Origin of the sequence: Corynebacterium tuberculostearicum, from assembly GCF_030229345.1 — a bacterium.
Lineage (GTDB): Bacteria > Actinomycetota > Actinomycetes > Mycobacteriales > Mycobacteriaceae > Corynebacterium > Corynebacterium tuberculostearicum_G.
This window is the reverse complement of sequence record NZ_JASPGP010000009.1, coordinates 33,210-44,963: the sequence shown is the minus strand read 5'-3', so window position 1 is coordinate 44,963 and position 11,754 is coordinate 33,210. Positions and strand designations below refer to the sequence as shown.

Sequence of the window (11,754 nt, the reverse complement as noted above, 5' to 3'; positions counted from 1 at the left end):
CCGGTTATTTCTTCTTGCCCAGCTGCGCCAGCGCTGCACGCAAGAGAGAGGACGTATCGGCATCGGGATTTTCCGCGTAGGCGGATTCCACCACGGGGCGCGCTCCCTTATCGGTAAACCCAAGACCAATGAGTGCCTCAGTCACGCTTTCCACCACGGCACCACCGTTCGGCGCGACGGCGGTATCAACGGAGCCTGCGGCGGCGGGCTCGCTTGGCGCAAAGGCCGCTACCTTATCTTTCAGCTCCAGCGCCAAGCGTTGGGCCATACGCTTGCCGACGCCCGGGATAGACTGCAGCGCCTTTACATCTTCCCCACCAATTGCCGCAGCGAGCTCCCCTGCACCCATAACCGACAGCGCCGCCAGGGCCAGCTTGGGACCTAGGCCGGACACGGATTGCAGCACGTGGAACATCTCGCGGTCTTCATCAGCGCTAAAGCCATAGAGAGTCAGAGAATCTTCCTTGACCACCAAGTTGGTCAGAACCCTGGCCTGTTCCCCGCGGCGCAAGGTGCCCAGCGTTTTTGGGGTGGCTAAAAACTTGTACCCCACGCCTGCACAGTCGATAACCCCATGGTCGAGCCCAATATGGATAACTTCTCCACGCAGTGCAGCAATCATTGGCTTCTTATCCTTCCACTCTCAGTAAAATTCCCTAGCGCTTCTTTCCTTGCCCGCGTACGCCGCTGGTCTTAGCACCAAGCCCGAGACCGGTATGGTCCATCCGCACAATGGCAGGGGCACGCCAACAGTGGCACACTGCCAACGCAAGAGCGTCGGCGGCGTCGGCAGGCTTGGGCGGTTCAGTCAATCCCAGAATACGGGTGATCATGGTGGTCATCTGCTTCTTATCCGCGCGCCCGTTTCCAGAGATGGCCTTTTTCACCTCGGACGGGGTGTACATGTAGACCGGAATATTGCGTTCGGCGGCAGCTAACACCAGCACACCAACTACATGGGCCGTTTGCATGACTGTGGACACCTGGCCGCGTTCGAAGACGCGCTCGATCGCAACCACATCTGGCGAATAGTCATCCATCCACTCTTTCGCCGCCACCGAAAGGCGCAGGAGGCGCTCCGTCAAGTCCTTATCGCTAGGGGTGCGCACCACGCCGACAGAAACGGGAAGGATTGCTCGGCCACGACCAGCCTGAACCACGGAAAGTCCGCAGCGCGTCAAGCCTGGGTCAATTCCCATCACGCGCATTCCTTCTAGGTTCATCTCTCCCCCATTGTCATGTTGGCACCACTGAGCACCGCCTACTGCCCCATTATGGACTACACACAGGTGTTCTACAAGCGTAGCATCCAGCTTTCGCATAACGAAGCGCCGGCAACGTCTCCTGGGCTATACCCACGGAGCGCTACCGGCGCTAAGAGCCGTCCTTGCGGCGAGGTGGTTAGTCCTCGTTCAGCTCGGCTAGAACCTCATCGGAGAGATCCATATTGGTGTAGACGTTTTGCACATCGTCGGAGTCTTCCAAGGCGTCGATGAGGCGGAAAATCTTCTTGGCGTCATTGGCCTCCAGCGGTACCTCGACAGACGCACGGAAGTCATTGTCGGAGTCATCGACCTGAATATCGGCGTCCTTGAGCGCGTCCTTGACTGCCTGCACGTCCGTCGGCGCGCAAACAATCTCAAACTTCTCGCCCTGGTCCTTGACCTCTTCCGCGCCTGCTTCCAGCACGGCCATCAAGACGTCATCCTCCGTTAGCTCGCCCTTTTCTACCAAGACGTAGCCGGTACGGGTGAACATGTAGGCAACAGAGCCGGACTCACCCAGGTTGCCGCCGTTCTTGGACATCGCAGTGCGCACGTCGGTCGCCGCACGGTTGCGGTTATCCGTAAGGCACTCAATGAGCATGGCTACGCCGTTGGGGCCGTAGCCCTCGTACATGATGGTTTCCCAATCGGCGCCGCCGGCCTCTTCACCGGAACCGCGCTTGCGAGCACGCTCAATGTTGTCATTGGGGACGGAGGCCTTCTTGGCCTTCTTGATCATGTCATCAAGGGTTGGGTTAGCCGCTGGGTCACCACCGCCGGTACGAGCCGCCACTTCGATGTTCTTGATCAGCTTGGCAAATTCCTTGCCACGCTTGGCATCGTTGGCAGCCTTCTTATGCTTGGTAGTTGCCCATTTCGAGTGGCCTGACATGTAGTCCCTTTCTAATCGGGTGCTGAAACTGGTGGCAATTATACGTGTGCTGCACGAATGCGTGAAAGCGACCCCCTTATAAGCGGGACGTTCTTATACGTTGTGCCAATTGCCATGGGCAGAGCCGCTGCCCAAATTTTCATCTAAGTAACGTGTAAGCCCCTCTTGATTCACCAACGCCACCAATTCACCCTGCTCGGTAAAAATCTTGCCACGCGCAACCGCCGTTGCATTCGACGCCGTGGGTGATACCTGCTCATACAGCAACCACTCATCCACGCGGAAGGGGCGCAGGAACCATATCGCATGGTCAAGGCTGGCCAATTGCACTTTCTCTCCCTGATGCTGAATAAGCGCGGAGCGAATCAGCGTCATATCAGACATATAGGTCAGCGCAGCGCGGTGAAAGGCAGAATCCGCCGGGAGATGACCTGTGTTGCGGAACCAGATATGCCGATAGCCTGCACCGGTGCGCTCTGCAGCCACCGGATCGCGGCCTTCTTCCGGCACGAGGCGAATATCCCACTCCTCCCACTCTTTGAGGATGATCCGGGTGGAATACGGGGCACCACCGCCCATCCGAGCTACTTCCTCCGGCCCTGGCACCTTCGGCGCGGCGTCCTGATGCTGCGGACCATAGTCGCCGTCGCGGTGAAAACTAGCCATGAGAGTAAAAAGGAGCACGTCACCCTGGTAGACACGCACCTGCCGGTTGGCAAAGGATCTCCCCTCCCGAATGCGTTCGACCCGGATCTCAATCGGCCGGCTCACATCGCCAGGGCCTACAAAGTAACCATGCAGGGAGTGGATGTCTTTGCCGGACACAGTGCGCCGGGCTGCGGCCACTGCTTGCGCAGCAATCTGCCCGCCGAAGGTACGCTCAATCCGCGACTCCACAGCAGGGCCTTTAAAGACATCGGCCATTTTCGTTTCCTCGACGGCCAAGACCTCGCGAATGGATGCCATCTGCACGCTCCCTATGCTCTACGTCACTTCTTCCAGCGTTTGCTGTCCACACTACTCACCGGACAAGCCGACAGTTTGTTTTTCCAATTCGTCCCCACTTCTGGGCGCAAAAGTGGAGGAATTTTCTAGAAGAAACTATGTCCGCTACCGAAGTAGGCGCGCATTGAATAAAGTCTTTCGGGTGAAACGCATCGCTTCTGTTCCAGCAGTATGGGTTGGGTGGGTCATCGCCCGCCTTGTCCTTATTTACCTACTCAAGATTAACCACAATCCCAGGGGCGATATCGCATATTATTTTGCTGGACGCTTTGGCGATGACCCGACAAAGATGACCGAATACCCTCACGCGGGCACGTGGCCCACGGTGCTTTTGGGGTGGCTCACCGGTGAGAATATCACTGCATTCTATATCGGCTTCACCATCATGACCCTGCTAGTGGACGCCGCCTTTTTAGCCCTCCTTCTGCGTCACCACGCGACTCAACCGCGCAGTTTCCAGGCCGCCTGGTTCTGGGTCCTCTTTGGCACCGCAGCTGGCCACACCTTTGTGTGGCGTCTCGATATATTCCCCGCCCTAGCCGTGGCCGGGGCAGCTGCCCTTCTAGCTACCCGCCCGCTCATCGCCTCGGCGGTACTGGGCTTTGCCACCACGATGAAGCTTTGGCCGGGAGTCCTCGCTGCCGGCTTAGTGGGCCGCTTCAACAGATCCGCAACCTGGCAGCGCCTCCTTGCCTTCTTCTGCACCATCGTCGGGGTCTGCACCGTCACGATTGCCGCCTCCGGTACCGACCGCCTGCTTTCACCGCTGAGTTATCAGGGCGTGCGCGGTCTCCAGTTGGAGTCCATCCCGGCGACGTTCCTGCTGCTGCAAGCACATCACTCTCCAGGGCGCTGGCACCTGGGCTACGCGCCGTCCAAGAGCTTTGAGATTTCCGGGCCTGGCGTAGATACCGCAATGACGTGGAGCACGATTGCCACCATTGCCATGCTCGTTTTCGCAGTGGGCTGGGCGCTGTACCGGCTGTGTGCCGGCGGGTGGACCACCCGCACAACCATGGCGTTTTTTACCGTCATAGTCCTACTGCTCATTGCGACCAATAAGGTTTTCTCCCCGCAATACATCGTCTGGCTGGGCCCCTTACTTGCCGTGGTGATCCGCCAGCGCCTGCCGCAAGGATTCGCCTCCGTGCGGATATTCCAAGCCTTGTTAGCAGGCTGTACCATCATCGCCGCTGTGCTGGGCACCTTGGTCTACCCATTCAACTATGACTACATCTGGAACCACGTGGGCGAGAACATGTTCGCCGTCTACCTATTGGTGGCCCGCAATATCCTCATCGTTGTCATGGCCATCATCGCACTTGTCTGGTTCGCAATCGAGGTGGCTCTGGCTTCGAAGATCGAGCGGGCGCAGGCGCAGCAGCAAGCGCCTAACGCCCCGGAGGAAGACCCGGCCGCTAGCGCCGAGGCGAAGCCGGTATTCCGCCGCCGACGCGGCCGACACGCACTTGCGTCCTAAATCTTGAGGTAGATCTGCTGGCTACTCGGCCAACATATAGTCAAAATATTCCGGTAATTTTGCGGTGCCGCCCAGATGAAAGAGCCGTACCGCAGGGCGCAGGCGCAGCGCGCGAGTGTCGCTGACCGCCTCGTTGTAGAAGCGGTGGGCAAGTTGGATGCGGCCCTCGGCGTCGGCAAGCGCGGCAGGGCGACGGTCCGCAGGAAACTCCCTCACAATGGCGGCAGAAAGTTCCCGCTCGGCCATCGTGCGCGGTTCGAAGTGTCCTTGATAGAGCTCTGTAGATTCCGCCCGTTGAGCTAGCGCCGCGAGCTCTGGTGCAACGGCCGCTGTCACCGCTGCCCTGCGGTCTAGTGCCGCCTGCAGCTGGGCAAGCGAGGCATCAGTGCGGATGTGCAGCGAGTTGAGCCGCTGGGCGGTAAAAAGCGCCCACAAACCTACGATGATAAGTAGGAAGAGGGCTAGGGCAATTTCAATGGCCATCAACGCTTTACCCTCACCTTGGTGCCGTCTTGGACAGTCTCGTAGACCTGCATCACGGCCGCCGCTACATGGTCCCAATCATAGGTGCTGGCGCGTTGGACGCCATTGCGCACCAACTGGGCCCGATACTCGGCGTCATCAAGCACCTCGTTGAGGACGCGAGCCAGATCCTCGCTGTCTTCGTTGCGGAACAGCGCGCCGGCAACCTCGTCGGAATCGGCATTGCACACCGCACGGAAAGCCTCGAGGTCAGAAGCAACAACAGCCGCGCCGGCCGCCATAGCCTCTACGAGCACGATACCGAAGCTTTCGCCACCGGTATTTGGGGCCACGTAGACATCGGCACGGCCCAGGATTTCCGCCTTTTCGGCGTCGCTGACCCGGCCCACAAAATCCACGCCCTCAACCTCGCGGGCGCGGCCGCCGCCCATGATGGTCACGCGGATATCGTGGTGTACTTGGCGGAGCGCACTCAGCAAGATATCGAGGCCCTTGCGCGGTTCATCCAACCGTCCCAAGAAGACAACTTCCAAGGGATCGCCGGGGGCTTTGGCCGGGCTGCGGCGCCGAGCCTGCGCGTAGACCGACGTATCCACGCCGTTGGGAATGAGCACCGGGTCGCCGCCCAATTGCTCCACCTGCCACCGCCGCGCCATATCGGATACCGCGATGCCACCGCGGATCTTTTCCAAGAAGGGAACGAGGAATGGTTTGGCCAGAGTCAGCACCAGGGAGCTCGATGCAGAGGCGTGATAGGTCGCCACCAGCGGGCCTTGGGCCACGGCCAACGCGGTCATGGAAAAGCTCGGGGAGTTAGGCTCATGGATGTGCAAGACATCGAAGTCGCCCTCCATGATGAATTGCTTTACCTTGCGCGTGACGTGGGGTCCCACGGACAGGCGCGCCACCGAACCGTTATACGCGATGGGGAAAGCCGGCCCTCCCTTGACTACGAAATCCGGCAGCTGGGTGGATTCCGCAGCGGGGCCAATGACCTGAACATGGTGCCCTTGCTCAATGAAAACCGTGGCTAGATCAAGGATATGGGCTTGAACTCCGCCTGGTTCATCGAAGGAGTAGGGGCATACGATTCCTATGCGCACTAGCTCTCCCCTTCCTGCGATGGCCCGGTGTGGCGGGCATTTTTGGCTGCCCGCGCTTGCCGACGCCTCTCTATGTCCACATTCCACTGCGGCTGCAGCATATGCCAATCCTCCGGGTGGCGGCGGATATTGGCGGCGAAGCCATTGGCCATGCGCTGAGTTGTCTCCTGCAGGTCCGTTACCTCGAGCTCAGGAGACACAGAGAGCCCCCAACCCTCGCCCTCAAACCACGAGTGCACCACGTGCAGGGCGGCGCCGGTCTCTATAGCAAGCTGTGCGGGACCGGCGGCCATATTGGCCTTTTCCCCCATGAAATCCACGGTAACGCCGCTTCGGGTCAGGTCGCGCTCAGCCAGCAGGCAGACCACGCCACCGGCTTCCAGCACCTCTTTGAGGCGGGCAAAAGGCGAGGATTCGCCGCCGGTGAGGGGAAGAACCTCAAAGCCAAGGGTTTCGCGGTAATCCACAAAGGCGTCGAAAAGCACTGCGGGCTTAAGGCGCTCCGCAACGGTGGTGAACTGCCCATAATGGCCAACGAGGAAGACGCCCGCCATATCCCAATTCCCGGAATGCGGCAACGCCAAAATGGTGCCGCGCCCGGATTGAGCCGAAGCATCAAAATGCTCGAGGCCTTCCAAGCCACTGAGCAAGCGCTCATGCAGCCCGGCATCACCGTGGATGGCTGGCAGGCGGAAAGCCTCCATCCAATAGCGCATATAGGAGCGCACGGAATCGCGCACCAACGCGCGGGTAACGTTTTCTGGGCCTACCACGCGCGCCAGGTTGCGGCGCAAGCCCTCCATTCCGCGACCGTTGCCGCTTGCGTAGTCCGCACCCCAGCGAAAAAGCGTGCGCGCGATGGGCTCGGGCAGACGGCGCACCACCTTCCACCCCGCGAGGTAACCCGCCGCGGAGAGGTCTTCTTTGTCCCACATGGTGTTACAACCTCCTGGTTTTAGGTGGTGCAGTATGAGCTACTGCTGCTCCTGGCGGGCGGCGATAACCATACGTTGGCACACGGTAAAGACGGAGCCCACGGCCAAGATCCACAGCGCAACCTCAATGGCATGCGGTACTCCTAGGCCTTCGAGGCCGATGCCGCCCAGGGCCAAAATAAGCCGCTCGGGACGCTCGATAAGGCCGCCGACCATCTTGAATCCGGACGCTTCTCCCCTAGCCTTGATATAGGAAATGACCTGGGAACATACCAAGGTGACAAAGCAGGCAATAACCGTGATGCGGGAAGAATCCGCAGAATAAATCAGCCACCATGCAATAGCACTGAACAATGCGCCATCGGTGATGCGATCACAGGACGCATCCAAGGTCGCACCAAAGGCAGTAGCCTTGCCGCTCAGGCGCGCCATGGTGCCGTCGAGCATGTCGAAAGCGGCGAAGAGGCCGGACAAAACGGCAGCGGAAAAGAGGTGGCCGGTAGGAATGAGGATCACCGAAATCGCAATGGTGACTATGGTACCCACAACCGTGACCACATTCGGGGTCAGGCCGAGCTTCAAAAAGGCCTTGGCTATAGGTTCCACCACCACGGCGGCGGGCTTTCGCCCATGCACGCTAAGCACGCGAATCCTCCTCTTCCATCTCGCGCCATCCTTCTGCCAGCACGCGGCGCGTATCCTGCAGAAGCTGCGGTAATACCTTAGTCCCATCGAGGACAGTCATAAAGTTACTATCCCCGGGCCACCTTGGCACCACATGCAGGTGCAGGTGATCCCCTACCGAGCCGCCCGAAGCGCGACCCAGGTTGAGCCCTACGTTGATGGCTTCTGGGCGTGAGACCCGTTTGAGTACTCGAACCGCCTTTTGCGCGAAGGCCATCAACTCGTGCGATTCCTCTTGCGTGAGGTTCTCCAGCTGCGATTCCTTGCGATACGGCACCACCATGAGGTGCCCGGCGTTATACGGAAACAGGTTCAACAAGGCATACACGGTTTTGCCGCGAGCAATGATGAGCCCATCTTCGTCGCTACTCTTCGGGGCCTCCACGAAGGGGTCTTTAGAGCGCTTGGCAATATAGGCCATGCGATAAGGCGCCCATAACCGCTCAAGACGGTCCGGCTCGCCAGCACCTGAGTCAACGAAGGTCTCCGCCACCGCTTGGTTTTCAGCGACGGCGGAGCTGTCAGTTTCGTGGGTCTCTTTAGCGTCGGGCACTGATGAGCTCTTCGGTCGGCTGCTCGTTGTTGCGCTCTGCCACCCATGCGGCGATGAGCTCCACGGCTTCCTTTACCGGCACACCATTGACCTGGGTGCCATCGAGGAAGCGGAAGGACACGGCATCAGCTTCTACGTCGCGCGCGCCAGCCACCAGCATGAAGGGAACCTTACCGGTGGTGTGGTTGCGAATCTTCTTCTGCATGCGGTCATCAGAGGTGTCCACATCGGCGCGGATACCCTTCTGACGCAGCTGGGCGGCAACCTCTTCGAGGTGCGGGGAGAATTCATCAGCCACCGGAATGCCCACCACTTGGTGCGGTGCCAGCCATGCTGGGAACGCACCGGCGTAGTGCTCCAGCAGGACGCCGAAGAATCGCTCGATGGAGCCGAAGAGCGCACGGTGAATCATGATTGGGCGCTTCTTAGTGCCGTCCGACGCGGTGTATTCCAGCTCGAAGCGCTCCGGCAGGTTGAAGTCCAACTGCACGGTAGACATCTGCCAGGTACGGCCGATGGCGTCGCGCGCCTGCACAGAAATCTTCGGGCCGTAGAAGGCTGCACCTGCGGGATCCGGAACCAGCTCCAAGCCGGACTTTTCTGCGACCGACTGCAGGATAGACGTAGAGCGCTCCCAGATCTCATCAGAACCGACGAACTTATTCGGGTCCTTGGTGGAAAGCTCCAGGTAGAAGTCAGACAGTCCGTAGTCCTTCAGCAAGGAAATGATGAAGTCGAGGACCTTGGTTAGCTCTTCTTCCAGCTGCTCTTCGGTGCAGTAGATGTGGGCATCGTCCTGGGTAAAGCCGCGGGCACGGGTCAGACCGTGGACCACGCCAGACTTTTCGTAACGGTAGACGGTACCGAACTCAAATAGACGCAGCGGAAGCTCGCGGTAGGAACGACCACGGGATGCAAAAATCAGGTTGTGCATCGGGCAGTTCATAGGCTTGGCGTAGTAGTCCTGCGGCTCCTTGACGGTATTGCCCTCTTCGTCATACTCGCCATCGAGCTGCATCGGCGGGAACATACCGTCGGCGTAGAAGTCCAGGTGGCCAGACTTCTTGAATAGGTCACCCTTGGTGATATGCGGGGTATTAACAAAGGAGTACCCAGCCTGTACGTGGCGGTTGCGGGAGTGGTTTTCCATCTCCATGCGCACGGTCGCGCCATTCGGGTGGAATACCGGGAAGCCGGAGCCAATCTCATCCGGGAAGGAGAAGAGATCTAGTTCCTGACCCAGGCGGCGGTGGTCGCGCTTTTCAGCCTCTTCGACCATGGTCTGGTAGGCCTCCAGCGCCTCCTTGGACTCAAAAGCGGTGCCGTAAATGCGCTGCAGGCCAGCCTTGGACTGGTCGCCGCGCCAGTAGGCAGCAGAAGAACGGGTCAGCGTGAAGGCCGGGATGTACTTGGTGGTTGGCACGTGCGGGCCGCGGCAGAGGTCGAACCACTCTACCTCCCCGGTGCGCGGGTTGATGTTGTCATAGTGGGTGAGATCGCCGGACCCGACCTCTGCGGCCTCGTCGGAGTCAGGGTCAACATTGCCCTTGTCCTGGACCAGCTCGAGCTTGAAAGGCTCCTCGGCGAGGGCCTTTTCCGCTTCCTCCGCGGATTCATAGACGTGGCGCTCAAAGCGCTGGCCTCCCTTGATGATCTTCTTCATGCGCTTTTCAATCGCCTTGAGATCTTCCGGCGTGAAAGGCTCGGCGGTTTGGAAATCGAAGTAGAAGCCATTCTCAATGGCCGGGCCGATGCCGAGCTTGGTGCCGGGGAATTCGGCCTGCACGGCCTGGGCCATAACGTGACCGCAGGAGTGGCGGATGACGGCGCGGCCGTCTTCCTCGCTGGCGGCAACCGGGGTGAAGGTGGACTCCGTGTCTGGGGTGTGCGACAAATCAAAGAGAGTGCCGTCCTCACCGCGAACGACTACGACAGCCTCAGGGCCCTTATTGGGAAGGTTGAGCTCTCGCATTGCTGCGCCCACGGCCTGGCCGGCGGGCACGGTGAAGGAATCGTAATTGACCGGTACTGCGGGGATGAGTTCCGCCATAATCGCGCTCCTTTATGCGCTCGTGCGTCGGCGGCATACCTGGCCGCGTCCGCTATTTAAATTTACGGATAGCCATTCTACAACCCCGCATGCTCGCAGAGCGATTTTGCCCACCAAGACTCGCGCCCATCGGCATCGCGGGTGCCCGGCGGACAGAAATACATAGCGGAGCCGATATGGGTTAGCCATTCATTCATTAGGTCGGATTCATCCAATCGGGCCTGGATAGGCTCAAATTGCTGGGTGGGATCCTGCTGGTAGCAGATAAAAACCTGCCCAATATTGGATAGCTGCCCGTCCTTGCCATCGGGAGCTAACTCATAGTTATACGGGCGGCGTAGGATGCGCTGCTCCGGGTGGTCAGCGGGCGGGGCGGCCACGGCCATGTGCGAGTTTTTATCGATAACCGGCAGTCCATAGTCATCTACCGCATCGAAATCCGCAGCGTCGAATTCGTCCTTGCCGGTAAGTGGGGCGCCGGTATCGAGCTTGCGGCCGATAGCGTTCTCGCGGGAAGAGCGATCCAGCTTTTCCCATGTATCCACGTTCATGCGGATGCGGCGTACCACCATCGCCGTTCCCCCATTGGCCCACTGCGGTCCCTTATCGATCCATACCTGGTCTGCGAAGTCTTCCTCGCTGCGCGGGTTAACAGTGCCGTCCTTTTGTCCGAACATATTGCGCGCGGTGGCGCCCTTGTCCTGGCTGCCGTAGGCGTTAATAAAGCCCTGCTGCAACCACTTCACGCTGGCATAGTGCTTGCCTGCGCGCACCATGTGCCGCAGGGCGTAGGTATTCATCAGTGGGTCATCGCAGCAGATCTGCAAGACGATATCGCTTTGTCCCCACTTGGGCTCCAGCGCATCGCGTTGAAAGGAACGCACATCTCCCAGCCACTGGGGCTTGTCCACTCCGAGCAGGTTAAAAACCTTCTCGCCTAGGCCGCAGGTGATAGTCAGGTTGGCAGGCTGTTGCACCATTTCCGGCTCTAGCGTGCCCAGCGGCGCCTCCCCCGTACACAGCGCGCGGGCGTCCTCGGTCCACAGCTTCATGAGGCTGGCGAACCCCCGCTTGTCGACGCCCCTTTTAAGGTCAAACCCCACCAAATTCAGGTGGGCCTGCGCTGCGGTAGCGATACCCGCTTGATGGTCGCCGTCGAAGGCCACGAGGGCGTCGGCAAGCGCGGGCCTATCCTGCGCCTGAGCATCCGGGGAAGAGCCCTGATCAGCGCAACCAGCCAACGCGAAGGCGCTGGTCGATACCGCAGCGCCGGTGAGAAATCCCCTTCTGCTGAATCCAGACAT

At 59.7% G+C, this 11,754-nt stretch carries 12 protein-coding genes; 1 reads left to right on the top strand and 11 read right to left on the bottom strand.

Annotated elements, in window-relative coordinates:
- Positions 1-4 precede the first annotated feature (4 nt).
- The 4 genes from ruvA to QP884_RS07440 form a co-directional block, all read right to left on the bottom strand.
- Positions 5-622 carry a Holliday junction branch migration protein RuvA gene (ruvA, locus tag QP884_RS07455; protein WP_284821545.1) on the bottom strand — a complete coding sequence of 206 codons (618 nt, stop codon included), beginning with the start codon at positions 620-622 and terminating at the stop codon, positions 5-7.
- Positions 623-656: 34 nt separating this feature from the next.
- A complete protein-coding gene (gene ruvC / locus QP884_RS07450) occupies positions 657-1,223 on the bottom strand; it encodes a crossover junction endodeoxyribonuclease RuvC (RefSeq protein ID WP_284821544.1) in 567 nt (188 codons plus the stop codon).
- A 178-nt stretch (positions 1,224-1,401) separates the two neighbouring features.
- Entirely contained in the window at positions 1,402-2,157 is a 756-nt protein-coding gene (locus QP884_RS07445) for a YebC/PmpR family DNA-binding transcriptional regulator (protein WP_150851185.1), read from the bottom strand.
- A gap of 93 nt (positions 2,158-2,250) precedes the next feature.
- The gene (locus tag QP884_RS07440) at positions 2,251-3,123 is read right to left on the bottom strand and encodes an acyl-CoA thioesterase (RefSeq protein ID WP_284821543.1); all 873 of its coding nucleotides are present in this window, start codon (positions 3,121-3,123) and stop codon (positions 2,251-2,253) included.
- A gap of 181 nt (positions 3,124-3,304) precedes the next feature.
- Here QP884_RS07440 and QP884_RS07435 point away from each other — a divergent pair, with 181 nt between their 5' ends.
- On the top strand, positions 3,305-4,642 hold the full coding sequence (locus QP884_RS07435; RefSeq protein WP_284821542.1) for a DUF2029 domain-containing protein: 1,338 nt from the start codon (positions 3,305-3,307) through the stop codon (positions 4,640-4,642).
- A gap of 21 nt (positions 4,643-4,663) precedes the next feature.
- On the opposite strand, the gene QP884_RS07430 is transcribed toward QP884_RS07435, so the two are convergent.
- From QP884_RS07430 to QP884_RS07400, 7 genes are all read right to left on the bottom strand, one after another.
- Positions 4,664-5,125: a hypothetical protein gene (locus tag QP884_RS07430; protein ID WP_284821595.1), complete on the bottom strand. Its 462-nt coding sequence runs from the start codon at positions 5,123-5,125 to the stop codon at positions 4,664-4,666.
- Complete coding sequence (locus tag QP884_RS07425; RefSeq protein ID WP_284821541.1) at positions 5,125-6,228, bottom strand: glycosyltransferase family 4 protein; 1,104 nt, start codon at positions 6,226-6,228, stop codon at positions 5,125-5,127. Before QP884_RS07425 ends, QP884_RS07430 begins: the two co-directional genes overlap by 1 nt.
- Positions 6,228-7,163: a phosphatidylinositol mannoside acyltransferase gene (locus QP884_RS07420; protein WP_284821540.1), complete on the bottom strand. Its 936-nt coding sequence runs from the start codon at positions 7,161-7,163 to the stop codon at positions 6,228-6,230. The genes QP884_RS07425 and QP884_RS07420 overlap by 1 nt, the downstream gene beginning before the upstream one ends.
- Positions 7,164-7,202: 39 nt before the next feature.
- Complete coding sequence (gene pgsA / locus QP884_RS07415; RefSeq protein WP_284821539.1) at positions 7,203-7,808, bottom strand: phosphatidylinositol phosphate synthase; 606 nt, start codon at positions 7,806-7,808, stop codon at positions 7,203-7,205.
- Entirely contained in the window at positions 7,801-8,340 is a 540-nt protein-coding gene (locus QP884_RS07410) for an HIT family protein (RefSeq protein WP_284821594.1), read from the bottom strand. The genes pgsA and QP884_RS07410 overlap by 8 nt, the downstream gene beginning before the upstream one ends.
- Before the next feature lie 46 nt (positions 8,341-8,386).
- Positions 8,387-10,450, bottom strand: coding sequence for a threonine--tRNA ligase (thrS, locus tag QP884_RS07405; RefSeq protein WP_005325005.1), 2,064 nt, complete (start codon positions 10,448-10,450; stop codon positions 8,387-8,389).
- 77 nt (positions 10,451-10,527) lie between these two features.
- On the bottom strand, positions 10,528-11,754 hold the full coding sequence (locus QP884_RS07400; RefSeq protein WP_284821538.1) for a Dyp-type peroxidase: 1,227 nt from the start codon (positions 11,752-11,754) through the stop codon (positions 10,528-10,530).

What these genes read in the sequence shown, in the direction of transcription:
- ruvA (WP_284821545.1), bottom strand. Translation starts at nt 622, where the DNA reads ATGATTGCTGCACTGCGTGGAGAAGTTATCCATATTGGGCTCGACCAT.
- ruvC (WP_284821544.1), bottom strand. Translation starts at nt 1,223, where the DNA reads ATGAACCTAGAAGGAATGCGCGTGATGGGAATTGACCCAGGCTTGACG.
- QP884_RS07445 (WP_150851185.1), bottom strand. Translation starts at nt 2,157, where the DNA reads ATGTCAGGCCACTCGAAATGGGCAACTACCAAGCATAAGAAGGCTGCC.
- QP884_RS07440 (WP_284821543.1), bottom strand. Translation starts at nt 3,123, where the DNA reads ATGGCATCCATTCGCGAGGTCTTGGCCGTCGAGGAAACGAAAATGGCC.
- QP884_RS07430 (WP_284821595.1), bottom strand. Translation starts at nt 5,125, where the DNA reads ATGGCCATTGAAATTGCCCTAGCCCTCTTCCTACTTATCATCGTAGGT.
- QP884_RS07420 (WP_284821540.1), bottom strand. Translation starts at nt 7,163, where the DNA reads ATGTGGGACAAAGAAGACCTCTCCGCGGCGGGTTACCTCGCGGGGTGG.
- thrS (WP_005325005.1), bottom strand. Translation starts at nt 10,450, where the DNA reads ATGGCGGAACTCATCCCCGCAGTACCGGTCAATTACGATTCCTTCACC.
- QP884_RS07400 (WP_284821538.1), bottom strand. Translation starts at nt 11,754, where the DNA reads ATGTCTGGATTCAGCAGAAGGGGATTTCTCACCGGCGCTGCGGTATCG.